The organism is Cupriavidus sp. FW305-3-2-15-C-LB2, assembly GCF_058787575.1.
The window spans coordinates 99,107-124,569 of record NZ_JBYSZW010000007.1 but is presented as its reverse complement, the minus strand read 5'-3'; the positions used below and the strand labels follow the sequence as shown (position 1 = coordinate 124,569).

General features: G+C 68.0%; 22 protein-coding genes. 13 read left to right on the top strand and 9 right to left on the bottom strand.

Annotation, left to right across the window (positions count from 1 at the left end; translation table 11 throughout):
* Positions 1 to 34: 34 nt before the first annotated feature.
* Positions 35 to 805 (bottom strand): ferredoxin--NADP reductase, encoded by a 771-nt coding sequence (locus AC3WRR_RS07995; RefSeq protein ID WP_010814051.1) that lies wholly within the window; start codon positions 803 to 805, stop codon positions 35 to 37.
* Positions 806 to 1,066: 261 nt separating this feature from the next.
* Here AC3WRR_RS07995 and AC3WRR_RS07990 point away from each other — a divergent pair, with 261 nt between their 5' ends.
* On the top strand, positions 1,067 to 1,816 hold the full coding sequence (locus AC3WRR_RS07990; protein WP_058697752.1) for an SDR family oxidoreductase: 750 nt from the start codon (positions 1,067 to 1,069) through the stop codon (positions 1,814 to 1,816).
* Positions 1,817 to 1,839: 23 nt separating this feature from the next.
* Here AC3WRR_RS07990 and AC3WRR_RS07985 read toward each other — a convergent pair whose 3' ends face one another.
* The gene (locus AC3WRR_RS07985) at positions 1,840 to 2,178 is read right to left on the bottom strand and encodes a hypothetical protein (protein WP_051398545.1); all 339 of its coding nucleotides are present in this window, start codon (positions 2,176 to 2,178) and stop codon (positions 1,840 to 1,842) included.
* A 279-nt stretch (positions 2,179 to 2,457) separates the two neighbouring features.
* Between AC3WRR_RS07985 and AC3WRR_RS07980 the strand changes: the two genes are divergently transcribed.
* Complete coding sequence (locus AC3WRR_RS07980) at positions 2,458 to 3,387, top strand: LysR family transcriptional regulator (protein WP_010814054.1); 930 nt, start codon at positions 2,458 to 2,460, stop codon at positions 3,385 to 3,387.
* Between the two features lie 82 nt (positions 3,388 to 3,469).
* The gene (locus AC3WRR_RS07975; RefSeq protein ID WP_010814055.1) at positions 3,470 to 3,943 is read left to right on the top strand and encodes an aminoacyl-tRNA deacylase; all 474 of its coding nucleotides are present in this window, start codon (positions 3,470 to 3,472) and stop codon (positions 3,941 to 3,943) included.
* 99 nt (positions 3,944 to 4,042) lie between these two features.
* Here the strand turns inward: AC3WRR_RS07975 and eutC are convergent, their stop codons facing one another.
* Complete coding sequence (gene eutC, locus AC3WRR_RS07970) at positions 4,043 to 4,828, bottom strand: ethanolamine ammonia-lyase subunit EutC (protein WP_010814056.1); 786 nt, start codon at positions 4,826 to 4,828, stop codon at positions 4,043 to 4,045.
* A gap of 10 nt (positions 4,829 to 4,838) precedes the next feature.
* Positions 4,839 to 6,221, bottom strand: a complete 1,383-nt coding sequence (locus AC3WRR_RS07965) for an ethanolamine ammonia-lyase subunit EutB (RefSeq protein WP_010814057.1) — start codon at positions 6,219 to 6,221, stop codon at positions 4,839 to 4,841.
* Between the two features lie 204 nt (positions 6,222 to 6,425).
* Between AC3WRR_RS07965 and AC3WRR_RS07960 the strand changes: the two genes are divergently transcribed.
* Complete coding sequence (locus AC3WRR_RS07960) at positions 6,426 to 7,463, top strand: AI-2E family transporter (RefSeq protein WP_010814058.1); 1,038 nt, start codon at positions 6,426 to 6,428, stop codon at positions 7,461 to 7,463.
* 45 nt (positions 7,464 to 7,508) lie between these two features.
* Here AC3WRR_RS07960 and AC3WRR_RS07955 read toward each other — a convergent pair whose 3' ends face one another.
* Positions 7,509 to 8,180, bottom strand: a complete 672-nt coding sequence (locus AC3WRR_RS07955) for a FadR/GntR family transcriptional regulator (protein WP_010814059.1) — start codon at positions 8,178 to 8,180, stop codon at positions 7,509 to 7,511.
* A gap of 180 nt (positions 8,181 to 8,360) precedes the next feature.
* Between AC3WRR_RS07955 and AC3WRR_RS07950 the strand changes: the two genes are divergently transcribed.
* From AC3WRR_RS07950 to AC3WRR_RS07935, 4 genes are all read left to right on the top strand, one after another.
* Positions 8,361 to 9,143 carry a (Fe-S)-binding protein gene (locus AC3WRR_RS07950; RefSeq protein WP_011616347.1) on the top strand — a complete coding sequence of 261 codons (783 nt, stop codon included), beginning with the start codon at positions 8,361 to 8,363 and terminating at the stop codon, positions 9,141 to 9,143.
* A complete protein-coding gene (locus AC3WRR_RS07945) occupies positions 9,140 to 9,841 on the top strand; it encodes a LutC/YkgG family protein (RefSeq protein WP_492296618.1) in 702 nt (233 codons plus the stop codon). Before AC3WRR_RS07950 ends, AC3WRR_RS07945 begins: the two co-directional genes overlap by 4 nt.
* A complete protein-coding gene (locus tag AC3WRR_RS07940) occupies positions 9,838 to 11,283 on the top strand; it encodes a LutB/LldF family L-lactate oxidation iron-sulfur protein (RefSeq protein WP_010814062.1) in 1,446 nt (481 codons plus the stop codon). The genes AC3WRR_RS07945 and AC3WRR_RS07940 overlap by 4 nt, the downstream gene beginning before the upstream one ends.
* 94 nt (positions 11,284 to 11,377) lie before the next feature.
* Positions 11,378 to 13,078: a lactate permease LctP family transporter gene (locus AC3WRR_RS07935; RefSeq protein ID WP_010814063.1), complete on the top strand. Its 1,701-nt coding sequence runs from the start codon at positions 11,378 to 11,380 to the stop codon at positions 13,076 to 13,078.
* Positions 13,079 to 13,151: 73 nt separating this feature from the next.
* Here AC3WRR_RS07935 and AC3WRR_RS07930 read toward each other — a convergent pair whose 3' ends face one another.
* The 3 genes from AC3WRR_RS07930 to AC3WRR_RS07920 all read right to left on the bottom strand — a co-directional run bounded on the left by AC3WRR_RS07930 (position 13,152) and on the right by AC3WRR_RS07920 (position 17,147).
* The gene (locus tag AC3WRR_RS07930; protein ID WP_011616346.1) at positions 13,152 to 14,273 is read right to left on the bottom strand and encodes a CaiB/BaiF CoA transferase family protein; all 1,122 of its coding nucleotides are present in this window, start codon (positions 14,271 to 14,273) and stop codon (positions 13,152 to 13,154) included.
* A gap of 20 nt (positions 14,274 to 14,293) precedes the next feature.
* Entirely contained in the window at positions 14,294 to 15,268 is a 975-nt protein-coding gene (locus tag AC3WRR_RS07925; protein ID WP_010814065.1) for a Bug family tripartite tricarboxylate transporter substrate binding protein, read from the bottom strand.
* Positions 15,269 to 15,350: 82 nt separating this feature from the next.
* On the bottom strand, positions 15,351 to 17,147 hold the full coding sequence (locus AC3WRR_RS07920; protein WP_010814066.1) for an acyl-CoA dehydrogenase family protein: 1,797 nt from the start codon (positions 17,145 to 17,147) through the stop codon (positions 15,351 to 15,353).
* Between the two features lie 120 nt (positions 17,148 to 17,267).
* Between AC3WRR_RS07920 and AC3WRR_RS07915 the strand changes: the two genes are divergently transcribed.
* From AC3WRR_RS07915 to AC3WRR_RS07900, 4 genes are all read left to right on the top strand, one after another.
* Complete coding sequence (locus AC3WRR_RS07915; RefSeq protein ID WP_439669568.1) at positions 17,268 to 18,188, top strand: LysR family transcriptional regulator; 921 nt, start codon at positions 17,268 to 17,270, stop codon at positions 18,186 to 18,188.
* Positions 18,189 to 18,645: 457 nt separating this feature from the next.
* The gene (locus AC3WRR_RS07910; protein WP_041687895.1) at positions 18,646 to 18,960 is read left to right on the top strand and encodes a FeoA family protein; all 315 of its coding nucleotides are present in this window, start codon (positions 18,646 to 18,648) and stop codon (positions 18,958 to 18,960) included.
* Between the two features lie 15 nt (positions 18,961 to 18,975).
* Positions 18,976 to 20,832: a ferrous iron transport protein B gene (gene feoB / locus AC3WRR_RS07905; RefSeq protein WP_492296616.1), complete on the top strand. Its 1,857-nt coding sequence runs from the start codon at positions 18,976 to 18,978 to the stop codon at positions 20,830 to 20,832.
* Positions 20,833 to 20,846: 14 nt separating this feature from the next.
* Positions 20,847 to 21,164, top strand: coding sequence for a DUF6587 family protein (locus tag AC3WRR_RS07900; protein WP_492296614.1), 318 nt, complete (start codon positions 20,847 to 20,849; stop codon positions 21,162 to 21,164).
* Between the two features lie 440 nt (positions 21,165 to 21,604).
* On the opposite strand, the gene AC3WRR_RS07895 is transcribed toward AC3WRR_RS07900, so the two are convergent.
* Positions 21,605 to 22,954: a hypothetical protein gene (locus AC3WRR_RS07895; RefSeq protein WP_492296612.1), complete on the bottom strand. Its 1,350-nt coding sequence runs from the start codon at positions 22,952 to 22,954 to the stop codon at positions 21,605 to 21,607.
* A 591-nt stretch (positions 22,955 to 23,545) separates the two neighbouring features.
* Here AC3WRR_RS07895 and leuA point away from each other — a divergent pair.
* Positions 23,546 to 25,243: a 2-isopropylmalate synthase gene (leuA, locus tag AC3WRR_RS07890; RefSeq protein ID WP_492296610.1), complete on the top strand. Its 1,698-nt coding sequence runs from the start codon at positions 23,546 to 23,548 to the stop codon at positions 25,241 to 25,243.
* Positions 25,244 to 25,463 lie beyond the last annotated feature (220 nt).

The following is a 25,463-nucleotide window of genomic DNA, read 5'->3' as shown; positions in this document are numbered from 1 at the left end:
GCACGGAACCGATCCGCGCCGGGGCAGGCCGGCCTTAGCCGACGAAGGCCTTTTCCAGCACGAAATGGCCGGGATGGCTCATATTGCCTTCGGCAAAGCCGCGCTCTTCCAGGATGGCGCGGACGTCCTTGAGCATGTCAGGGCTGCCGCACAGCATGATGCGGTCGTTCTCCAGCGAGAACGGCTCCACGCCCAGGCGCTCGAATAGCTCGCCCGAGGCGATCAGGTCGGTGATGCGGCCGCGGTTGTCGAACTCTTCGCGCGTCACCGTCGGAAAGTACACCAGCTTTTCGCGCACCAGATCGCCCAGGTGCTCGTGCTGCGGCAGGTGTTCCTGGATCAGCTCGCGGTAGGCCAGTTCTTCAACGAAGCGGCAGGTGTGGGTCAGCACGACCTTGTCGTAGCGCTCGTAGACCTCCGGATCGCGGATGATCGACAGGAACGGCGCCAGGCCGGTGCCGGTGGCCAGCAGCCACAGCGTCTTGCCGGGCAGCAGGTTGTCCACCAGCAGCGTGCCGGTCGGCTTCTTGCCGACGAAGATCTGGTCGCCCTCGCGCAGGTGCTGCAGGCGCGAGGTCAGCGGGCCGTCGGGCACCTTGATGCTGAAGAATTCCAGCGTTTCCTCATAGTTGGCGCTGGCAATGCTGTAGGCGCGCAGCAGCGGGCGACCGTTCACCTCCAGCCCGACCATGGCGAACTGGCCATTTTCAAAGCGAAAACCAGGGTCGCGCGTGCAGGTAAAGCTGAAAAGGGTGTCGGTCCAGTGATGGACGGAGAGGATGGATTGCTGGTTCAGGTTGCTCATGGCGAAACGCGGGATACAGCGGCAGGATGCAGCGCCAAAGACGGCTGGAAAGCAAGAATCTTAACGCATGCTTGGGGGCGGCGCAGGCGGAGCCTGCAACGCCAGCGCGGGATTTCCGGGATGTGCATGCGGTGCGGCCTATGCGGCACGCCCGATATTGTTGATAAATTCCGTCTAATCAATTTGATTTCTGCACATTTATCCAAAGACAGCCAACATCCAACATGAGGTCATCTTCCCTTTGCTCCCAAGGAAACTGCCATGACCTCCACCCCAGCTATCTCCCGCCGCGCCGCGCTCGTCACCGGCGCCTCCCGCGGCATCGGCCGCGCCATCGCGCTGCGGCTGGCCGCCGACGGCTTCGACGTGGCCATTGGCTACGCCGGCAGCGCCGCCCGGGCCGAAGAGACGGTGGCGGCGGCGCGCGAGGCCGGCAGCAATGCCATCGCCATCCAGGGCGATGTGGCGCAGGCGCCAGACGTGGCACGCCTGCTCGACACCGCGCAGCAGGCCTTCGGCCGGCTCGACGTGGTCGTCAACAGCGCCGGCATCATGCAGATGGCGTCGGTCGCGCCCGCCAGCCTGGACGCCTTCGACCAGACCATCGCCACCAACCTGCGCGGCGCCTTCCTGGTGCTGGGCGAGGCCGCCGCACGGCTGGGCCAGGGCGGACGCATCATCGCGCTGTCGACCAGCGTGATCGCGCGTTCCTTCCCCGGTTACGGTCCCTATATCGCGGCCAAGGCAGGCGTGGAAGGGCTGGTGCGGGTCCTGGCCAACGAGCTGCGCGGGCGCGGCATCACCGCCAACGCGGTGGCGCCGGGGCCGGTCGCGACCGAGCTGTTCCTCGATGGCAAATCGGAAGAGCAGGTGGCGCAGCTGTCCAAAGTGGCGCCGCTGGAGCGGCTGGGCACGCCCGAGGACATTGCCGCAGCAGTGTCGTTCCTGGCCGGGCCGGATGGGGCGTGGATCAATGCGCAGGTGGTGCGGGTGAACGGGGGCTTTGCCTGAGCCGTTGCCCGCCGGGGCAGAAGTCAGCCCCCGGGCGCCGGCAAGGATAGTTCGCAGCGCTGGCGCGCCAGCGTGTCGCGCGAGTAGCCGTGGCGCACGCGCAGCTGGTGCTCTACGGCGTCGGCCTGGTCCAGGCAGGCGAACACCAGGTCGTCCTTTACGCGCTGCGAAACACCCTTCAGGCGCGGCGCTTCATACGCGACCTGGCGCGCACGGCAGCGCAGGAACAGCAGCGTTTCCTGCGAGGCGGTGATCAGCTGGTCGTGCTCGATCCGCTTGCATTCGACCAGGTCCTGGGCAGGGGCGCTGGCGCCGGCAAAGAGCAAAGGCAGGCACAGCCATCGACGCAACGAGCGGTGCATGGCAAACGGGGGGCGCAGTAGGCCAGTTGAAGGTCCGGCTCGCATCATTGCCCATCCCCGCGCACAGTGCAAGCCGCAGCGCACGCAATACCCTGTTGCGTTTGGGCGCCAGACGGGCCGCAGCCAGATTCAGTGTCCAGCCACATGGACAATCGCGCGCAAACCATACCTGCATCACGAGCATTGATGCGCACCCCGCGGTGCTATGCCGCGGGACGCCGCCAAGAGCATGGCAATATACGGGGGCCGTAATCGCCCCCCTCTTTCATTGATCACCCCATGGACCTGAACGCCCTGCGCCTGTTCGTCGACATCGTCGATGCGGGCAACCTGAGCGCGGCCGCGCGCAAGCTCAAGATGACGCGCGCCAATGTCAGCTACCGGCTCAAGGCGCTCGAAGAAGAGCTGGGCGTGCAGCTGCTGCGCCGGACCACGCGCCATGTCGAGCCGACTCCGGTCGGTGCCGGCTTGTACGAGCACGGCCGCAACATCCTGGGCGAGGTAGCCGCCGCCAATGCGCTGATCAGCAATATGGGCAAGAGCCTGAAGGGCCATGTGCGGCTCTCGGTGCCTACTGGCCTGGGCCATTCACTGCTGTCGCCGCTGCTGGTGCTGTTCAAGCAGCGCTATCCCGATATCACGCTCGACGTGGTCTTCGACAACCGTGTGCACAACCTGGTGTCCGAGGACGTCGAAGTGGCCCTGCGCATCATCTCCACCCCGCCGGATTCAGTGGTCGCCACCGAGATCGGCGAAGTCGACTGGATCGTGTGCGCGTCGCCAGCCTACCTGGCCGGCCACCTGGCGCCGCAAGCGCTGTCCGAGCTGCAGGGGCATGCGTTCGTGTGCGCGTCGCCCGAGGGGCAGAAGCTCAAGGCAACGGGCATCCGGCACAGTGGCGGCGGCGACGGCGGTGAGATCCGTGAGCAGGTGGTGCTGGAGCCAACGCTCACCTCCGAGAACTTTGCCTTCCTGAAAGAGGCGGTGCTGGCGGGCCTGGGCATCGGCATCTTCCCGATCTATGCGATCGGCGCGGAACTGGACAGCGGCGCCCTGGTGCCGCTGCTGTGCGACTACCGCATCAGCGTGTTCGGCAGCAAGCTCTACATGCTGACCATGCCCAACCGCTACCAGACGCTGGCGACGCGCTACCTGCTGAACTTCCTGAAGACCGAACTGCAGGCAGTGTGGCCGCGGCTGCACCGCTAGCGGTGCCTCCGGCAGCGGTCGCCACGGACTATAGTAGGAGCACAAGGATAACCGTCGGCGCATCCGCACCTGAGGAGCTACCATGGCCCTGGCTAGCACGCTTGCAAGCTGCCTGAGCAGCAAGAACACCCAGTACGACATCATCCGCCACCCTTATACCCTCAGCAGCATGGCCACTGCCGAGGCAGCGCATGTTCCCGGGGACCGGCTGGCCAAGACGCTGTTGCTGGAGGATGACCGCGGCTATGTGGCTGCCGTGATTCCTTCAAGCCACCATCTGCACATGGCCGCCATCTGCGAACAGACCGGGCGCAACCTGGTGCTGGCGCATGAGGACGAGATCCGCGAGATCTTCAAGGATTGCGACCTCGGCGCGATCCCGCCGGTGGCGATGGCCTACGGCATGCAGACCTATGTGGACGACAGCCTGATGGCGCAGCCCGACGTGTATTTCGAAGGCGGCGACCACCAGGAACTGGTGCACATGAGCGGCGAGCAGTTCTCGAAGTTGATGTCGGACGCTGGGCACGGGCAGTTTTCGCGCCGCATGATGTAAGCGGCGCCTTTTATTGGCCACTGGACGGCCGCCACGCGGGTTGCTAACCCGCGTGGTGGCCGTTTTGCTGCTGGCGGGCGGGTGAGCGAGGGAGACGCTTCAGCCTTCAGGCAACGCCGGCACGCTGTCGTCCTTCAGGTCCACGCCCGAGCGGCCCAAAGCCGCCGCGCCGCGCAGCAGGAAGGCCAGCCGGTCGGCGGCCTGCGCATACGGCAGGCCTTCGGGGCGCACGTTGGAGATGCAGTTGCGCTCGGCATCGGTGCGGCCCGTGCGCGGCGCATGGGTCAGGTAGATGCCAAGGCTGTCGGGCGAACTCAGGCCCGGCCGTTCGCCGATCAGCATCACCACCTGGCGCGCGCCCAGCAGCTCGCCGATCTCGTCGCCCAACGCCACGCGCGACTGCTCGGCCACCACCACCGGGCCGATGCGCCATGTCAGCGGCAGGCGCGGGCGGGTGGCATCGAGCAACGGCAGCGCGTGCGTCTGCGTGGCCAGCGCGGACAGACCGTCGGCAACCACGAACACCACATCGGGCGCCTCGCCAGGGCGTGCCGCGGCCAGCCGCGCGCGGCTGGCATCGTCCAGGCGCCGGCCCAGGTCTGGGCGCCGCAGGTAGTGCGCGCGGTCCGGCGCGGCGCTGTGCACGGCAAGGTTCGGCACCCCCGCCGCATCCAGCGCCGCGGTGACCGCGCCCACGTCCAGCGGCAGGTGCACCGCATCGCGCGCCTGCGCATGGGCCAGCCCGAAGGCCAGCACCGCATCGGTGGTCTGGCTGTGGCCGGTACGGCCCAGCGCTACACGCGCGCGCGTGAACTGGCGCAGGCGTTGCCAGGGATCGGCATCGGTGTTGGCAGGATCGGCGGGAGGCGGGCGTCTGGCCGTCATCGGCTGTACCTTACAGGCTGTGGGCCATCTGCAGCAGCGGCTGGCGCGCGGCGGGCTCGAGCAGCCTGCCGCTGGCATCGGCAATGCCCATGCGCTGCAGCCAGGCCTCGAACTCCGGCGCGGGGCGCAGCCCCAGCACCTCGCGCAGGTACAGCGCATCGTGGAACGAAGTGCTCTGGTAGTTGAGCATGATGTCGTCGGCGCCGGGCACGCCCATGATGAAATTGATTCCGGCCACGCCGAACAGCGTCAGCAGCGTGTCCATGTCGTCCTGGTCGGCCTCGGCATGGTTGGTGTAGCAGACGTCGCAGCCCATCGGCACCCCCATCAGCTTGCCGCAGAAGTGGTCTTCCAGACCGGCGCGGATGATCTGCTTGCCGTCGTACAGGTATTCGGGACCGATAAAGCCCACCACCGTATTGACCAGCAGCGGCGCGAACGCGCGCGCCACCGCGTAGGCGCGCGCCTCCATGGTCTGCTGGTCGACGCCGTGGTGCGCATTGGCCGACAGCGCGCTGCCCTGCCCGGTCTCGAAGTACATCAGGTTGTCGCCAACGGTGCCGCGCGCCAGCGCCTGCGCGGCGTCGTGCGCCTCGGCCAGCAGCGCCAGGCTGATGCCGAAGGCCGCATTGGCGCGCTCGCTGCCGGCCACCGACTGGAACACCAGATCCACCGGCGCGCCCTGCCCGATCGCGCGCAGGGTATTGGTGACGTGGGTCAGCACGCAGGATTGCGTGGGGATGTCGAAGCGGCTGCGCAGCTCGTCGATCATGCGCAGCAGCGAGACAATGGCGCCCAGGTTGTCCGAAGCCGGGTTGACGCCGATGGTGGCATCGCCGCAGCCATAGAGCAGCCCGTCGATGATCGACGCGGCAATGCCCTTGGGATCGTCGGTCGGGTGGTTGGGCTGCAGCCGCACCGAGAGCCGGCCCGGCAGCCCCACCGTGCTGCGAAAGCGCGTCACCACCTGGCACTTGCGCGCCACCGCCACCAGGTCCTGGTTGCGCATCAGCTTGCTGACCGCGGCGGCCATCTCCGGGGTGATGCCCGGCGCCACCCGCGCCAGCATGGCGCTGTCGGTTTCATGCAGCAGCAACCAGTTGCGCAGGTCGCCCACGGTAGTGGCGCCGATGGCGGCAAAGGCCGCGCCATCGTGCCGGTCCAGGATCAGGCGCGTGACCTCGTCGTCCTCGTACGGCACCAGCGCCTCGGTCAGGAACTGCTTGAGCGGCACCTCGGCCAGCGCCAGCCGCGCGGCCATCCGCTCCTGCTCGCTGGCCGCGGCAACGCCCGCCAGCGCGTCGCCGGAACGCGCCGGGCTGGCCCGGGCCAGTAGCGTGCGCAGGTCGGCAAAGACGTGGCGGTGGGTGCCGATGGTGTGGGTGTAGGCCATGCGTTCCGTTCCTGGACTCTGGAGAAAACGATGACAGCGGTGCGCCGGGCGCCTTGCCGGGCGCGATTCCCCCTAATATAGACAGCCTTTGCGTGTGCCGTGATGCCAACATCGCCTCAGCGCACACGGCCTGACTCAGGAACAACATCTGGATCGGCGAGAATCCAGAATAAATTTTGAGCAAATTGCATGCCGGAGACCCCGATGAAAGACCCAGACCCGACCGCCACCCCGCGCCTGCTGCCGGCCGCGTGGTACAGCGTCGGCACCGTCGCCTACCTGCTGACCGCCCTGGCGCTGTGGACCGTGCTCCACGCCAACCTGGTGGCGGCATTGCTGTCCGGCCTGCTGCTGTACTCGCTGGTGGACGTGCTGGCGCCGCGCCTGCAGCGCCTGCACCAGCGCCACGACGCCCTGGCCGTGGCCATCCTGTCGGCGCTGATCCTGCTGGGGCTGACGCTGGCGGGCTGGCTGCTGGTGCGCTTTGTCAGTGGCGAAGGCAATACCCTGGACGGGCTGCTCAACCATGTGGCCGACATCATCGACCGCTCGCGCGGGCAGATGCCGCCGTGGCTTAGCGATGCGCTGCCCAAGGGCGTGGACGAGCTGGCCAACACGCTGATCGAGACGCTGCGCGAGCATGCCGCGATGGCGCAGAAGCTGGGCGCCGAGGTGCTGCGCACGCTGGTGCATATCCTGATCGGGCTGGTGATCGGCGCGATGGTGGCGCTGTACCGCGCGGTGGTTCGGCCCAATCGCCGGCCGCTGGCCGCGGCGCTGGTGGCGCGCGCACGCACGCTGCAGCAGGCGTTCTCGCAGTTCATCTTCGCGCAGATCCAGATCTCCACCATCAACACCGTGCTGACGGCGATCTACCTGCTGCTGATGCTGCCGCTCTTTGGTGTGCACCTGCCGCTGACCAAGACGCTGGTGGTGATCACCTTCGTTGCCGGGCTGCTGCCGGTGCTGGGCAACCTGATTTCCAATACGGCCATCGTGGTGGCCTCGCTGTCGGTGTCGCTGCCGATCGCGGTGGCGTCGCTGGTGTTCCTGGTGGTGATCCACAAGCTGGAGTACTTCCTGAACGCGCGCATCATCGGTGCGCGCATCCAGGCCGCGGCGTGGGAACTGCTGATGGTGATGCTGCTGATGGAAACGCTGTTCGGCATCCCGGGCGTGATCGCCGGACCTATCTTCTATGCCTACCTGAAGCGGGAGCTGGCCGGCGCCGGACTGATCTGAGTGCCGCAGCCGGCTCGCCGCGGCGGTGGTAGGACCAATGCCTGCTCAGGCGCCGTCCTGCTCCACCCGGCTGCGCACGAAGTCGATATGGGTCTGCATGGCGGTGCGCGCCTCTTCCGGGCGGCGCGCGCAAATCGCATCGCACAGCGTGCGATGCTGCAGCAGCAACAGGTCTGACGCGCCGTCGTCCTGTTCGCGCAGGCCGGTGCCATTGATGGTGATGTGCTCGCGCAGCATGCCGATCACGCTGGTATGCAGGTGCAGGAACATGGTGTTGTGCGAGGCCTGGGCAATGGCGTCGTGCAGCTGCGCATCGGCATCGGCCTCTGCCTGCTTGTCGTCGGCGGCGCGCGCGCGTTCCAGCTCGGCCATCAGGGCGCGGATCCGCTTCACGTCAGCGGCATCCGCGCGCAGCGCCGCAAAATACGCGGTCGCGCCCTCCAGCACGCGGCGGAACTCCAGGATGTCGTCGCGCAGCGCGGGGTGGTCGGCCACCAGCTGGCCCCAGGGCGAGGCAATGCCGGCGCGCAGCTGGTCGGTGGCGTAGACCCCGGCACCGCGCCGGCTCTGCAGCAGGCCGCGCGCGGCCAGGCGCTGGATCGCCTCGCGCACGGTGTTGCGCGCCACCTCGTATTGCCCGGCCAGCACCCGCTCGGCCGGCAGCCGCGTGCCGGGCGGCCAGGTGCCGTCGAGCAGCGCGGTCTCGATCCGGCGCATGACCGACTCCACGCGTCCGCGGGTGCGCCCGTGCCTTGCTGCCGCTGCCGTCATGCCGTGTGTCCTCGCTCCTGAGCTTGCGCGCGTCGTCGGGCAGATTGGTCCAACCAATTTGTACCGCCGCGCGGAAGCGGGAATTATGCGCCGAAACGTGCGACCCCAGCACGTCCGGAGCGAGACATGAAGGATCGTCAGTACCCCACCGGCCCTGCCCCCACGCAGGCCTACCTGTTTGCCACCTGCCTCGTCGACATGTTCGTGCCGCAGGCCGGCCTTGACGCCGTGCGGTTGCTTGAACGCGAAGGGCTCACCGTGCACTTCCCGCGCGGCCAGAGTTGCTGCGGCCAGCCCGCCTACAGCAGCGGCAACCCCGACGCGGCCCGTGCGGTGGCGCGCGCCCAACTCGACCTGTTCAGCCAGCCCTGGCCGGTGATCGTGCCATCGGGCTCATGCGCGGGCATGATGCGCCACCACTGGCCGCAGCTCTTTGCCGACGATCCGGTGGCCGGCCCCAAGGCACTGGAACTGGCCGGACGCATTTATGAACTGGGCGAATTCCTGCTGCATGTGCTGAAGGTGGACTTTGGCGATGCCGCAGCGGCGGGCCAGGCGCAGGAGCGCATCGTGCTGCATACCTCGTGCGGCGCCCGTCGAGAAATGGGTACGCGCCAGCACGGCGTGGCCCTGGTCGACGCGCTGCCGGGCGTGACCCGCGTGGAGCATGAACGCGAATCAGAATGCTGCGGCTTCGGCGGCACCTTCTCGCTCAAGCATCCCGATATCTCCGGCGCCATGGTGCGCGACAAGGTGGCCTCGGCCTGCGCCACCGGCTGCGACCGGCTGGTCTCGGCCGACTGCGGCTGCCTGCTCAATATCGGCCATACCGCGACGCATGACCGCGCCCCGCTGCAGGTGGAGCACCTGGCCACCTTCCTGTGGCGCCGTAGCGGAGGTGCCGCATGAGCACGCCCGGCGCCCGCGAACGCATGCTCGGCCGGCTGCGCGCCGCCGCGCCTGCACCGTCCCCAGGCACCGCGGAACTCGACCGCCGCATCGACGGCCATTTCGAGGCACGCCGCCATGGCACGCCAGCCGTTGGCGAACTGGCCGGCGCGATGCAGGCGGCACTGCAAGGGCTGCATGCCGAGGTCTGGTGCGCCAGCGAAGCGGCCTGGCCGGCATTGCTGGCCACTGAGCTGGCCAATGCCGGGGTGAAGCGCCTGCTGCTTGATCCCGCCAGCCAGGCCGGTGCCGCACTGGCGGCCGCCTTGTCGGCCCACATCGAAGCCATCGGCTACGACCGCCCGATCGAAGCGTGGAAGGCGGAGCTGTTCGACACCATCGATGCCGGCTTCACCGTGGCGCGCTCCGGCATTGCCGCCACCGGCACGCTGGTGGTCGCGCCCGATGCAGGCTCGCCACGCACGGTGTCGCTGGTGCCGCCGCTGCATGTCGCGCTGGTGCGCGCCTCGACGCTGCACGCCGACCTGCATATGGCCGTGCGCACCGAGCGCTGGTCCGACGGCATGCCGGCCAACCTGGTGCTGATCTCCGGCCCCTCCAAGACCTCCGACATCCAGCAGACGCTGGCCTACGGCGCGCATGGTCCGCGCCGGCTGTGGGTCGTGATCGAGACCGACACTGCGGAGGCCGGGCAATGAGCCAGCACGCACTGAATTTTGTTCCGCCGCAGGACTTCAAGGCACGCGCCCGCGAAGCGCTGGACGATCCCAAGCTGCGCCAGAGTTTCCGCGGCGCGATGGACTTCCTGCAGGGCAAGCGCCTGGCGCAGTTCCCCGACGCGGATGAGCTGGAACGCTTGCGCGACCTGGGCGAGGCGGTGCGCCAGCACGCGCTGGCCAACCTGCCGGACCTGCTGGTGCAGCTGGAGGCAAAGCTCACCGCCGCCGGCGTGCAGGTGCACTGGGCCGAGAACGCCGACGAAGCCAACGCGATCATCCACCGCATCGCGGCATCGAAGCAGGCGCAGCGCGTGATCAAGGGCAAGTCGATGGCCAGCGAGGAGATCGAGCTGAACCATTACCTGGCCGAGCGCGGCGTGGACTGCATCGAGTCGGACATGGGCGAGTACATCGTCCAGCTGGCCGGCGAAAAGCCCTCGCATATCGTGATGCCGGCGATCCACAAGACCAAGGGCGATATCGCGCAGCTGTTCCAGGCGCATATCCCCGACACGCCCTATACCGAGGATGTCGACGCGCTGATCCAGACCGGCCGCCGTGCGCTGCGCCAGGCCTTTGTCGAAGCGGATATCGGCTTGTCCGGCGTGAACTTCGCAGCCGCGGACACCGGCACGCTGTGGCTGGTGGAGAACGAAGGCAACGGCCGGCTTTCCACCACCGTGCCCGACGTGCATATCGCCATCATGGGCATGGAGAAGGTCGTGGCCCGGCTGGAGCATATCGTGCCGCTGTCCACGCTGCTGACGCGCTCGGCCACCGGGCAGGCCATCACCACCTACTTCAACCTGATCTCCGGGCCGCGCCGCGCCGGCGAGCGCGACGGCCCGCGCGAGGTCCACCTGGTGCTGCTCGACAACGGCCGCACCCAGGCCTATGCCGACACGCAGCTGCGCGCCACGCTGCAATGCATCCGCTGCGGCGCATGCATGAACCACTGCCCGGTCTACACGCGCATCGGCGGCCACGCCTACGGCACGACCTATCCCGGCCCCATCGGCAAGATCATCTCGCCGCACCTGCTGGGGCTGGACGCCACCGCCGACCTGGCCACCGCCTCGAGCCTGTGCGGCGCCTGCGGCGAAGTTTGCCCGGTGCGCATTCCGATTCCGCAATTGCTGGTGCGCCTGCGCACCGAGGCCAACCGTGATCCCGCAGAGCAGGTCGTCAACCCGCTGCGCGGCCAAGGCGCCAAGTACAGCCGCGGCGAGCACCTGGTGTGGCGTTTCTGGAGCGGCGCGTATTCGCACCCGGCGACGTACCGGCTGTTCCGCTGGGCCGCCACGCGGCTGCGCGCGCTGACGCCGTCGAAGCAGATGGGATGGACGCAGCACCGCACGCCGCTGAAGCCGGCGGCGAAGAGCCTGGCGGACTTGCTGAAGGAGAAGGGGCAGCCGGAGTAATCCGTCATCACGGGCGCGAGCGGAACCGCTCGCGGCTGTGTTCACCAACAAAACAAAGATTTCCCGAAACACCACCGAAGCAGGAGACTAAACCGTGCAACCCTGGACCCAACTCTATACACCGCTGGGCAGCCTGTGGCTGTCGTCGCTGGCGGCAGCCATTCCCATACTGTTCTTCTTCATTGCGCTGGCCGTCTGGCGCATGAAGGGCCATGTCGCCGCGGCCGTGACGCTGCTATTGGCGCTGGCCGTGGCGATCTTCGCCTACGGCATGCCTGCGCAGCAGGCGCTGGCCTCGGCCGGCTTCGGCTTTGCCTATGGGCTGTGGCCGATTGCATGGATCATCGTGACCGCGGTGTTCCTCTACAAGATCGTGGTCAAGACCGGCCAGTTCGACGTGATCCGCGCCTCGGTGCTGTCGATTACCGACGACCAGCGCCTGCAGATGCTGCTGATCGGCTTTGCCTTCGGCGCCTTTCTGGAAGGCGCGGCGGGCTTCGGCGCGCCGGTGGCGATCACCGCGGCGCTGCTGGTGGGCCTGGGCTTCAACCCGCTGTATGCGGCGGGCCTGTGCCTGATCGCCAATACCGCGCCGGTGGCGTTCGGCGCGATGGGCATCCCCATCATCGTGGCCGGTCAGGTCACGGGCATCGATCCCTTCCATATCGGCGCCATGGCCGGCCGCCAGCTGCCGCTGCTGTCGCTGCTGGTGCCGTTCTGGCTGGTGTTCATGATGGACGGCGCCAAGGGCGTGCGCGAGACGTGGCCGGCGGCGCTGGTGTGCGGCGGCAGCTTTGCCGTGACGCAGTACTTCACCTCCAACCATATCGGGCCCGAACTGCCGGACATCACTTCGGCACTGGTCAGCCTGGTGTCGCTGGCCGCGTTCCTGAAGGTATGGCAGCCGCGCAGCGCGTCGCAGCGTGCCGGCGGCAATGTCAGCGGCGGCACCGTCGCGCTGGCTGGCTTCGGCGGCGGCTTCGGCGGTGCGATGTCCAGCCGCAAGGCTTCGCCCTACACCCTGGCGCAGACGCTGCGCGCGTGGGCGCCGTTCGGCATCCTGACCGCCATCGTCACGGTGTGGAGCCTGCAGCCGTTCAAGGCGCTGTTCGCGGCCAATGGCGCGCTGGCGGGAACGGTGCTGAAGTTCAAGATCCCCGGGCTGGACCAGATGGTGATCAAGGCCGCGCCGATCGTGGCCACGCCCAAGGCCTATGACGCGGTGCTGAAGCTCGACCTGCTCTCCGCCGTCGGCACCGCCATCCTGCTGACCGCTCTGATCTCGGCGGTGCTGCTGCGCATGAAGCCGCGCACGCTGCTGGCCACCTTTGCCGAGACCCTGGTGGAACTGGCGCGCCCGGTGCTGTCGATCGGCCTGGTGCTGGCATTCGCCTTTGTCGCCAACTACTCCGGCATGTCGTCGACACTGGCGCTGCTGCTGGCCGGCACCGGCGCGGCCTTCCCGTTCTTCTCGCCGTTCCTGGGCTGGCTGGGGGTGTTCCTGACCGGTTCGGACACTTCGTCCAATGCGCTGTTCTGCGCGCTGCAGAACACCACGGCGCATCAGATCGGCGTGTCGGACACGCTGCTGGTCGCCGCCAACACCACCGGCGGCGTCACGGCCAAGATGATCTCGCCGCAATCGATCGCCGTGGCCTGCGCGGCGACCGGGCTGGTGGGCAAGGAGTCGGAGCTGTTCCGCTTCACGGTCAAGCACAGCCTGCTGTTTGCCGTGATCATCGGCATCATGACGGTGGTGCAGGCTTACCTGTTGCCGGGGATGATCCCGGGGTGATGAGCTAGCCGGAATCAATGAAGAAAGGCGGCCATATGGCCGCCTTTTCGTTTGCCGCGCGGCAACGTCGCGTCTAATCCAGGAACTCGTCCCCTTCGGTGAGCGGCGCATACCGGTACGTCGCCGGCGTCCGGCTCAGCTTGACCGGCGCACCCAGCCCTTTGTAGCCACCCTCCATCTCCACCACCATCTCGCGGTGCTGCGTATGCGGATGCTGCAAGGCGTCGGCCACGGACAGCACCGGCGCGCAGGGCACGCCCGCGGCCACCAGCTCGTCGGCCAGCACCTTGCCATCGAACTCGCACAGCCTGGCTTCCAGTTCCGCCTTCAGCGCCACGCGGTTCACCGAGCGCGCGCCCGCCGTGGCATAGCGCTCGTCATCGGCCAGTGCAGGCAGCCGCAGGTGCTCGCACAGGATGCGGAACTGCCGGTCGTTGCCCACCGCCAGGAAGATCGGGTCGGTGGCGGTCGCCACCGTGTCGTACGGGTAGATGTTGGGATGCGCATTGCCGGTGCGCTGCGGCGTCTTGCCGCTCATGAACCAGTTGGCCGCATGCGGATGCAGCAGCGACAGGCCGGAGTCATAGAGCGCGGCCTCGACGAACTGGCCGCGCCCGCTGCGCGCGCGCTCCTGCAGTGCCAGCAGTACGCCGATCACGGCGTTCAGGCCGGTCACCATGTCCACCACCGGCAAACCCACGCGCAGCGGATCGCCATCGGCCTCGCCGTTGATGCTCATGATGCCGGACATGGCCTGGATGGCGGCGTCGTAGCCGGGCAGGCCGCCCAGCGGGCCATCCGCGCCGAAGCCGGACACGCGGCAATGGACCAGCCGCGGGAAGCGCGCGGACAGCGTGTCGTAGCCCAGCCCCCACTTCTCCATGGTGCCGGTCTTGAAGTTCTCGACCAGCACGTCGGCCTCGGCCAGCAGCGCAAGCAGGACTTCACGATCCGCCTCGGCGGTCAGGTCCAGCCGCATCACGCGCTTGTTGCGGTTCAGGCCGAAGTAGTAAGAGGCCACGCCGTCCTTGAACGGCGGCCCCCAGGTGCGGGTGTCGTCGCCCTGCGGCGGTTCGATCTTGAGCACGTCGGCGCCGTGGTCGCCCAGGATCTGGCCGCAGTACGGGCCGCCCAGGATGCGCGACAGGTCGACCACGCGGATGCCGGCGAGCGCGCCGGGGCTGGTTTGGGTCATGGCTGGTTTTCCTGTGCGGTTCAGTCAAGCTGGGCGCCGGACTTCTGCACCACGGCGCGCCACTTGCCGACCTCGGCCTTGACGAAGCCGCCAAGCTGCTCGGGCGTGGTCGACGGCGCGAACTCCAGGCCCTGCGCCTGCAGGGTCTTGCGCACCTCGGGCTGCTTGAGCGCATCGGCAAAGGCACGGTTGAGCTTGCCGATCACTTCGGGCGGCGTGCCGGCGGGCGCGACCACGCCGAAGAACACCGATACATCGAAACCTGGCACGCCCTGCTCGGCCACGGTCGGCACATCCGGCAGCGCCTGCGAGCGCGCCTTGGTGGTGACGCCCAGTGCGCGCACTTTGCCGCTCTTGATGAAGGGCATCGCGGTCAGCACATCGGTGAAGGTCATGCTGACCTGCCCGCCCAGCAGGTCGTTCAGCGCGGGACCGGTGCCCTTGTACGGGATGTGCTGGAAATCGGTGCCGGTGACGTTGTTGAACAGCACCCCCGCCAGGTGCGACGAGGCGCCGTTGCCGGACGAGGCATAGGTCAGCTTGCCCGGGTGCGCCTTGCCATAGGCGATCAGCTCCGCGACGTTCTTCGCCGGCACGGACGGATTGACCACCAGTACATTGGGCAGCTGGCCGATCTGGATCACCGGCGCGAAGCTCTTGACCGGGTCGTAGTTGATCTTGCGGTACAGGCTGACGTTGATCGCCAGCGGCGCCGAGGTGCCGAACATCAGCGTGTAGCCGTCGGGCTCGGCGCGCGCCACCACCTCGGCACCGATGTTGCCGCCGGCGCCGGCGCGGTTTTCCACCACCACCGGCTGGCCAAGGCTGGTCTTGAGCGCAGCGGCAAGCGTGCGCGCCATGGCATCGGTGGGGCCGCCCGGCGGGTAGGTGACGACCATCATGATCGGCTTGGACGGAAAGTCCTTCTGCGCGAAGGCGGGGGCGATAAAGAGCGAGCAGGCGGCGATGGCCGCTACGCGGTGCCAGAGTTTCATGGCGTTGTCTCCTGGGTATAGGACGTCTCCCGCCTCGGGGCAGGATGGTTTTGCGGGGGATTGGTGCCGGACGTGGATCCGGTCAGAACACGTTGACCTGGTCGACCGCGCCGGCGGCACGCACGGTGCCGTCAACCGGCGCGACGGTCTCGGCCAGCCATTCGGGCTCGGCCTGCGCGGCCAGCGGGTCCTGCGGCAGCACACGATGGCGCAGCACCAGCTGCGCCAGCCGCATGCGGCGCACCGAGCCGATGCGCCCGGCCTCCCAGGCCATCGCCACCGCGCTGGTGACGTGGTACAGCGCCGAGGCCGCCTGGCGCGCCATCAGTTCGCCGTCGGCGCCGGCATCGGCGGCTTGCGCGGCCAGATTCGCAGCGGCGGCGATGGCGCGTTCGAACACGGCACGCGCCGCCGCATGCATCGGCGTATCGGCCAGCAGGCCAGCCAGGTGTGCCTGCAGCACCGGCAGCGCGCCTTCGCGGCGGACCGCGCGCAGCACGTCGAGCGCAACGATATTGCTGGTGCCCTCCCAGATCGAGCCAAGGTGGGCGTCGCGCACCAGGCGCGGATCGCTCCATTCCTCGATATAGCCGCAGCCGCCGCGGATCTCCATGGCGTCGCCGGTGACCTTGCGCGCATCGCGGCAGGCGCGGAACTTGATCAGCGGCGTCAGGATGCGCATCAGCGGGTAGGCGTCGGCCTCGCCGGCATCTGCGCGGCGCAGCGCTTCGGCGGTCTGGAACACCATGGTGCGCGCCTGCTCGGTGGGCAGGGTCAGCTTGAGCAGCTGGCGGCGCATCAGCGGCATGTCCTGCAGGCGCTTGCCGAACGCCTGGCGCTCGCGTGCGATGAACAGGCCCTCGGTCAGCGCGCGGCGCATCAGGCCGGCGGCGCGCACGCCGTTGGACAGGCGCGAGTTGTTGATCATGTCGGCCATCTGCACGAAGCCGCGGCCGGGTTCGCCGACCAGCCAGGCATGCGCGCCTTCCAGCCGGATCTCGCCGCTGGCCATCGAGCGCGTGCCCAGCTTGTCCTTCAGGCGGATGATGCGGTAGTGGTTGTCGCTGCCATCGGCCAGCTTGCGCGGCAGCAGGAACAGCGACACGCCCTTGTGGCCCGGCACGGCGTTGCCGGCCTCATCCTCCACGCGCGCCAGCACCATCGCCAGCGCGGCATCGGGGTTGGAGCAGAACCACTTGTCGCCCAGCAGGCGCCAGCCGCCCTCGGCCGAAGCGTCGCGCACCGCGCGGGTGGCAGTGGCGGCGACGTCGGAGCCGGCGCCCTGCTCGGTCATGAACATCGCGCCCTGGTGCAGATCATCGAACACCTGGGTGGTCAGGTTGGGCAGGTAGCGCCCGACCAGCGCCGGGTCGCCGAACTTGCGCAGCGTGCGCGTCAGCGAATCGGTCATCGAGAGCGGGCAGCACAGGCCGAACTCGGCCTGCACAAACAGATATGTGAGTGCATACTTAGCCGCTGGCGGCATGGGCTTGTCCCAGCCCAGCACCCCGCCGCGGTGCGACGCCGCCGCCAGGCCGAATTCGGCAAAGGCCACGCGCTCCATCTCCACATAGGCCGGATGCTTGTCGATGCGCTGCGCATCCACGCCCGCGCGGGTACGGTAGGTCAGTTCGGGGGGATGACGGTCGGCCACGCCGGCCAGTTCGTCGAGCACGCCGCCGGCCAGCGCACCCATGCGCTCCAGGTGCGGCAGCAGGTGGTTGAACAGGTCGGGCGGCAGGTAGAGCGGCAGCAGCGCGCGCAGGTCGGGGTCGGCGGCAAACAGGCTGCCGCCCTGGCGGTCCGGTACCGGGTGGGCAGCGGCCGGTGCGGCGCAAGGGGCTTGAAGTGTGGTGTCGCGCACGGCGCTGGATGGCATGGCGGGTCTCCTGGGATTGGACGGTGCCGGCTTGCGGCCCCTTTGGCCTCCATTATTGAAACCCCAAGGATTCGCGTCTAATTCTAAAATTGGCTTGATCAATATAAATTCTGTATCGCCATGGAATTCCGCCACCTGCGTTACTTCCTCGTGCTGGCCGAGGAACTGCACTTCGGGCGTGCCGCGCGCCGGCTTGCCATTTCCCAGCCGCCGCTGTCGCTCAATATCCAGCAGCTGGAGGCCTCGGTCGGGGCGCGGCTGTTCGACCGCGACAGCCGCGGCGTGCGGCTGACCGCGGCCGGACGGGCCTTCCGCGAATCGGCCACGGCGCTGCTGGCGCAGGCCGAGGCGGCGCGGGTGCTGGCACGCGAGATCGAGGCGGGCGCGATCGGGCGGCTGCGGGTGGGCTTTGTCGGCTCGATGCTGTATCGCGGCTTGCCACAGACGCTGCGCGCGTTCCAGGCGGCCTATCCCGGCATCCAGGTGGCGCTGACCGAGCTCAACTCGCAGGAGCAGATCGACGCGCTGCTGCACGACGAACTCGACGTCGCCTTTATCCACACCGGCCGCGTGCCGGACACGCTGCAGGCTACGCTGGTGCACAGCGAGCCCTTTGTCTGCTGCCTGCCGGCCGACCATGCGCTGGCCGCGCTGCCGGAGTTGCCGCTGGCGGCATTGCGCGGCAAGCCATTCGTGCTGTTCTCGCGCAAGGCCTCGCCGGACTACTACAGCCGCATCTTCGACATGTGCGCGGCGCAGGGCTTCTACCCGCAGATCCGGCATGAAGTCCGGCACTGGCTGTCGGTGGTGTCGCTGGTGTCGCAGGGAATGGGCGTGGCGGTGGTGCCGGCGGCGCTGGCGCGCTCCGGCATGGCCGGGGCCGCGTTCCGGCCACTGGCCGACTCGTCGGTACGCTCGGAGGTCTACTGCGCGTGGAAGACGGCGCCGGACCATCCGGCGCGCGACCATTTCGTCGGCATGGTGCGGGAGATGACAGCCGCCGCCCACGGCAGCCCCAAAGAAAAAGCCACCGGTCCATAGACCGATGGCTTGTGAAGTACGCGTGGAACGGGGTGTTCAGCGTGCTTGAAGCTTAACCCTGCCCGCTTACGGCATCCAATAACGCAAATGCAGTAATTGATTGGCGCTGCATGAGGCTGGTTGCATTCGGCTTCGCAAAGCCGAACTGTGCTGCATCAGGCTGAATTCATGCGCAGCCTTCTACACTTCTACCCGCGCCCTGCGGCACCGGTCGCGCGTGACGTCAGGCCCGGGAAACGTTGCCAAGGCCGCCCGCGCCCCCCAGCCACCCATACCCCGAACGGTTATCATTTGCCTCCTGCGGCGCAATGACGGCGGCAGCAGGCCGGCGTGCCCGCCCTTTGAGGGGCAACGCCATGCCTCAATTACGATACAATGAAAACGATTTTCATTTACACACCCCGGCGTGGTCGCGCTGACCGCTTGGCGGCAGACCGCGCCACGGACTGGAAGCATGATGCGGTTGTCTGAACTTCCACGGCGCACGCCCGCCGTTGTGCAATCGGTGGACGACGCCACCCCGGGAGACCCGGTCGCGCGCCGCCTGCGCGAACTGGGCTTCGTCCCCGGTGAAGCCGTACAGATCATCGCCTACGGCCCCTTCGGCATGGACCCGCTGGTGGCACAGGTAGGCTTCACCCGCTTTGCGCTGCGCCGCTCGGAAGCGGCACGCATCGGCGTAGCGGTCGCCAGCGCCTCGGTCACCAGCATCGCCCCCGCCACGCAGGGCGGCGACCAGACCGCCAAACCGTCCGCAAAACGGACTGCCTGAGCCTTCCCCCGGATTATGTCTGCAGCTCCTTCCACTTCCGCCCTGCGCATTGCGCTGGTCGGCAATCCCAATTGCGGCAAGACCGCACTGTTCAACCGCCTGACCGGCAGCCGCCAGAAGGTGGCCAACTATGCGGGCGTGACCGTCGAGCGCAAGGAAGGCTACTTCGTGTCGCCGGCCGGGCGCCAGGTGCGCATCCTGGACCTGCCGGGCGCCTACAGCCTGCACGCGGCCAGCCTCGATGAAGCCATCACGCGCGATGTCTGCCTGGGCAGGCGTGCCGGCGAGCAGCGCCCGGACCTGCTGGTGTCGGTGGTCGATGCGACCAACCTGCGCCTGCACCTGCGCTTCGTGCTGGAACTGCGCCGCCTGGGCCTGCCCATGGTGGTCGTGCTCAATATGAGCGACGCCGCCGCGCGGCGCGGCATCCAGATCGATCGCGACAAGCTGTCGGCCGCGCTGGGCGTGCCGGTGGTCAGCACCGTGGCGGTGAAGCGCGACGGCGCCGCGACACTGGTCAGCCTGCTTGACGACACCCTGCCGCCGGCCCCGCCGGTCACGCCGGAACCCGCCAACGACATTGACGTGCATGCCGAGGTCAACCGCCTGCTGGCGGCCGCGGTCAGCATGCCGGCGCGCACCGCCGCGCTGGATGACCGCCTCGACCGCATCGTGCTGCATCCGGTGATCGGCCTGCTGCTGCTGGCGGTGCTGCTGTTCCTGATGTTCCAGGCGGTGTTCTCGTGGGCCGAGCCGTTGATCGACGGCATCGAGGGCGGTGTGCACTGGGCCGGCGAGATGCTGGGCGCCTACCTGCCCGACGGCATGCTCAAGAGCCTGCTGGTCGACGGCCTGGTCGCAGGCCTGGGCAGCGTGGTGGTGTTCCTGCCGCAGATCCTGATCCTGTTTCTGTTCATCCTGACGCTGGAGGAATCCGGCTACCTGCCGCGCGCGGCCTTCCTGCTGGACCGCCTGATGATGGGCGCGGGGCTGTCGGGGCGCTCGTTTATCCCGCTGCTGTCCAGCTTTGCCTGCGCCATCCCCGGCATCATGGCCACGCGCACCATCCAGGACCCGCGCGACCGGCTCACCACCATCCTGGTGGCGCCGCTGATGACCTGCTCGGCACGGCTGCCGGTGTATGCGCTGCTGATCGGCGCCTTCATCCCCGAGCGCACCGTGATGGGCCTGTTCAACCTGCAGGGGCTGGTGCTGTTCGCGCTGTACGTGGCCGGCATCGTCAGCGCGCTGGTGGTGGCCTACGCGCTCAAGTTCTTCCGCCGCGACCGCACCGACCATCCGCTGCTGATGGAGCTGCCGTCGTACCGCATCCCCAATCCGCGCGATGTGGCCATCGGCCTGTGGGAGCGTGCCCGCATCTTCCTGTCGCGGGTGGGCAAGGTGATCCTGGCGCTGACGGTGCTGCTGTGGTTCCTGTCGACCTTCCCGTCCGCGCCCGTGGGCGCGACCGCGCCGGCCATCGACTACAGCTTTGCCGGCATGATCGGCCATGCGCTGCAGAAGGTGTTCGCACCGGTGGGCTTCAACTGGCAGATCTGCATTGCGCTGGTGCCGGGCCTGGCCGCGCGCGAAGTGGCCGTGGGCGCGCTGGCTACCGTCTATGCGCTGTCGGGCAGCGAAGAGACCGTGGCCACGCAGCTGGCGCCGATGATCGCCGCGCAATGGTCGCTGGCCACCGCGCTGTCGCTGCTGGCCTGGTACGTGTTCGCACCGCAGTGCATCTCCACGCTGGCAGTGATCCGGCGCGAGACCGACTCGTGGAAGGTGATGGCGCTGTCGGCGGCCTATCTGACCGGGCTGGCCTACCTGGCGGCCTTCGTGACCTACCGCGTCGCGCTGATGTTCAGCTGAGGCACCGCGCCGCCATGACCCTCTACCACGCCATCGAAACGCTGCTGGTCCCGCTGATCGTGCTGGCATGCGCGGTGTCGGTGATCGCGCGCTACGCGCCGCGCACGCGCGAGCGCGTCAAGGCGGCGCTGGCCGCGCGCCTGGGCGGCGGCGCCGCCACCGGCTGGCGTGCCCGGCTGGTGCGCTGGCTGGCCCCGAAAGCCGCAGCGGGCTGCGCCAGCGGCTGCGACGACGGCGGCTGCAATACCTGCGGATCCAACACCGCCGGTACCACCTCCGGCACGCAGGACAAGCCTGCCGAACAGGTGATTCGCTTCGTGCGCAAGCGCTGAACGGCGCGATTTCCTCCTCCACAGATCTACGCAGAAACGGGTACGCCCGCTGCTTCCGCCCGGCGCGGAGGCAGCGCTTTGCGCTCGCCTGCAGGCTGTCCAGCGGCGATAAAACGTGCCTGGAAGGGCTGGCACTTTCGCACGCAGAAACGGGTACGCTTTGCGCACTGGCTTGCCTGGTGCGCATATAGGGGACGTCCCGCAAAGGCAGGCTCAGCCTTGTCCCGACGCCTATGCTGGCCTGCCCCGGCAGCACCTGAAACGCTTGGCGCCGGTCACGCAGAAACGGGTACGCTTTGCCGGCATCCCTCCCGACGGCCGCTTGTTTGCCCCCTCTCCCGCTTGCGGGAGAGGGGAGCAAACCGGCAGCCTGCAATTTGCCCACAAAGCGAAACGCCCTCCGGATGGAGGGCGTTTCGCCAGGCGCGGGAGCCTGCTGCCTACTTGACCGTACCGTAGAAGACCAGCTTCAGCGGCGTATTGTCGGCGACGGCATTACAGGTCACGGTAAGAGTGAAGTCGCCCTGCGCTGTGCCAGTGACGTTCTTCTGATGATCCGCGACGCCGGGCGACAACTCCACCGGGCCGGTGCTGGTCCACGCCCAGTTGATGCACGCGGTGTACTGCGCATCGTCGCCAAGGTGCTTCATGCGCGCGGTCACCGGGATACTCATCGGCGGCATCAGCAGCAGCGTCATCGGATCCTGGTTGTCGCCAACCAGCGCCCAGACCGGGTTCTCGGTCACCGTCAGCGTGGCGCTGCGGCGTTCGCCGAGCCTGGTGCTGACAGCCATCACCGTCAGGCTGCTCTGGACCGGACCCTTGTCGTTGGCCAGGCTGGTGCTGACCGTGGCGTCATGCGTACCCGCCGCTTCCGATGCGGACAGCGTGGCCGAGGTCGCCGTGTAGGTCCAGGCGCCGTCGAACTCCGCGGTCACGTCCTGGCCATCGTGACGCAGCACACGCGAGGTGAAGGTTTCCGGACGGTTGCTGAAGACCTGCAGCGCATTCACCTCGCGGCCGCCCTTGGTCGTCACCACGCGATAGGCGGCGGCGCCGTTCTTCTGCACTGTCACCGCGATCAGCCCGGCAATGGCATGCCCGTCCGGTGCGGTCACCGATACCGAGACACCGGCCGTGGCCACGGCAGTGGGTGAGCTGTTGCTCGCCTTCAGCGTGGCGCTGTTCTGGCTGGCAGTGACCTGGACCGCGGAGCCGCTGCTGGACCATGCCCAGCTGTTGACGCTGGCGGATACATCGGCGCCGTTGCTGTCGACCAGCGATACCTTGACCGGCAGCGTCTGCCCGTCGCTCATCGACAGGCTGCTGTTCGGGATCGACAGGCTGTAGCTCAGCGCCGAGGCCGGCACCACGGTGATGGTGGCGGATTGCGCGGGCAGCTGCACCGTGGTGTTGTCGGCGCCCTTGACGCTCGCCACCACCTGGACGGTGGTCGTCCCGGTTGCAATGCCCTTGACCACGGCGCTGCCCGGCGTGGTGGCACTCGGCTCCACGGTGGCAATGCCGCTGTCGGTACTGGTCCAGCTGAAGGTGGTGTTGCCGGAGACGTCGATGCCGTTGCTGTCCACTGCCAGCGCGCTGATGGTGATCGTGCGGCCGACGCCGACCTCGCCCGAGGTCACGCTCATCTTCACCGTATAGGTCAGCGGCGTGGAACCGCCTGCGTTTGGCGTGGCGGGCGTGCTCGAACCACCGCCGCCACCGCACGCTGCCAGCAGCATGGTCATGGCAGCGCCCGCCAGCCAGGATGCCCACGTTCTCAGTCTCATGATGTTCCCCCCCAGTCATGTGTTTTTTCCCGCGCTACCAGCCTAGGCACAAAGGTGCCAGCGCAATACCGGCCAGAGGACTGAGGCGCAGCGCACAGAGCATGCGCGTGATTCATCCTTTCAGCGCAGCGGCACCGCCATTCGGGCGAGGCAAACATGACCGGCAGGATCCCGGCCGCAACCTCGCCCCAGCCGTTTGGCGCAACCCGCGCATGGCAGTCCCCCGATCGGGCCACGTTCGCACCCGGCGCTCCCCCACGCTTGACCGGGGCCGGCCTTGTCGACTAACCTTTGCCAGTCATCCGGCTCCTGCCGGATGCGCACCAACCACGAGCGGCCCCGGCCCTCCTCCTCCAGGCACGATGAACCGTTACACCAGCACACTCAGCCAGGCTGCCGATGCGTCCCGCATCGCTGCCCGCGCGCGCGTGCTGGCTGCCCTGGCATCGGGCCGCGCCCTGCGCGCTTCCTCGCTACTGCTAAGCCTATCGACCGGTTGCCGGGCCTAGTGCCCCGTGGCAGTTCGGCAGCCTTTCGCCACCGTTTCTTCCGTTTTTCCTTTACTTCCCTTAGCGAGGAAGGAGACCCCGTATGCTCAGCAATCCCGCCACCAAGTACCACCCCGCCGCCACCGTCGACATCCCTGACCGCACCTGGCCCGCCCGCACCATCACGCGCGCACCGCGCTGGATGAGCACCGACCTGCGCGACGGCAACCAGGCCCTGATCGAGCCGATGAACCCGGCGCGCAAGCTGCGCTTCTTCGAGCAGCTGGTGAAAATCGGCCTGAAGGAAATCGAAGTGGCGTTCCCCGCCGCCTCGCAGACCGATTTCGACTTCGTGCGCATGCTGATCGACGAGCAGCGCATCCCCGAAGACGTCAACATCGTGGTGCTGACGCAATCGCGCGAAGACCTGATCCGCCGCACCGTCGAGTCCGTGCGCGGCGCAGCGCGGGCCACGGTGCACCTGTACAACCCGATCGCGCCAGCCTGGCGGCGCATCGTCTTCAATGCCTCGCGTGAAGAGATCAAGGAGGTCGCGGTCTCGGGCACGCGCCTGATCAGGTCGCTGACCGATGCCATGCCTGGCACGGCATGGGCCTATGAATATTCGCCCGAGACTTTCAGCCTGGCCGAGCTCGACTTCTCGCTGGAAGTCAGCGACGCCGTCTCTGCCGCCTGGCAGGCCGGCCCGGACCGGCCAATGATCCTGAACCTGCCAACCACGGTCGAATGCAGCACGCCCAACGTGTTCGCCGACCAGGTCGAATGGATGCACCGCCGCCTGGCACGGCGCGAACACATCGCGCTGTCAGTGCACCCGCACAACGACCGCGGCACCGCGGTGGCCGCCGCGGAGCTGGCGCTGATGGCGGGCGCGGACCGCGTCGAAGGCTGCCTGTTCGGCAACGGCGAGCGCACCGGCAATGTCGACCTGGTGACGCTGGCGCTCAACCTCTATACGCAGGGCGTGGCACCCGGGCTGGACTTCTCCGATATCGACGCGGTGCGCCAGTGCGTTGAGCACTGCAACCAGCTGCCGGTGCATCCGCGCCACCCGTATGTGGGCGACCTGGTATTCACCGCGTTCTCGGGCTCGCACCAGGATGCGATCCGCAAGGGCTTTGCACAGCAGCAGCCGGACGGCATCTGGGAAGTGCCCTACCTGCCGATCGACCCGGCCGACCTGGGCCGCAGCTATGACGCGGTGATCCGCGTCAACAGCCAGTCCGGCAAGGGCGGCATGGCCTACCTGCTGGAGCAGGTGCATGGCATCTACATGCCGCGCCGCCTGCAGATCGAATTCAGCCGCGCGGTGCAGGCCATGACCGACGACACCGGGCTCGAGGCGAGTGCCGATGATCTTCATGGTTTGTTCCAGCGCGAGTACCTCGCGCAGCAGACACCGCTGCGCTATGTATCGCACCAGCTGGTGTCTGACAGCGGCGGCGCCACGGAGATCGAAGTGCAGATGGTGCGCGACGGCAAGCCGTGCAGCGTGCGCGGCACCGGCAACGGGCCCATCGATGCCTTCGTCAATGCGCTGGACTTGCCGGTACGCGTGATGGATTACCACGAGCATGCGATGACCGTCGGCGCGGATGCACGCGCGGCCTGCTACGTGGAAGTGCGCGTGGGCGATTCGCCGACAGGGTTCGGCGCCGGCATCGACGCCAACCTGGTCACGGCATCGCTGCGCGCGGTGATCTCGGGCGTGAACCGGCACCTGCAGGCCGGCTTTGGCGCGGCGCAGGCCCCGCAGTCCGCCGAGGCCGCCGACGCCTGACACCGCAAGCCGCCGCAAGAAAACCGGTGTGCCCCGCCCCCACGGGGCACACCCGGAAAGACGCCCTTGCGGACGCCCACGACATGCTCGGTGCCGATCCGCACACGCTGCATGCGTGCTCGGATCTTTCGCACAGCGTAAGGGGCAGCATCGCACCGCGCCACGAATAATTCCGCATGTGTTTAGAAGCGTCGGCGCAGCTGGCACACCACGGCGCCTT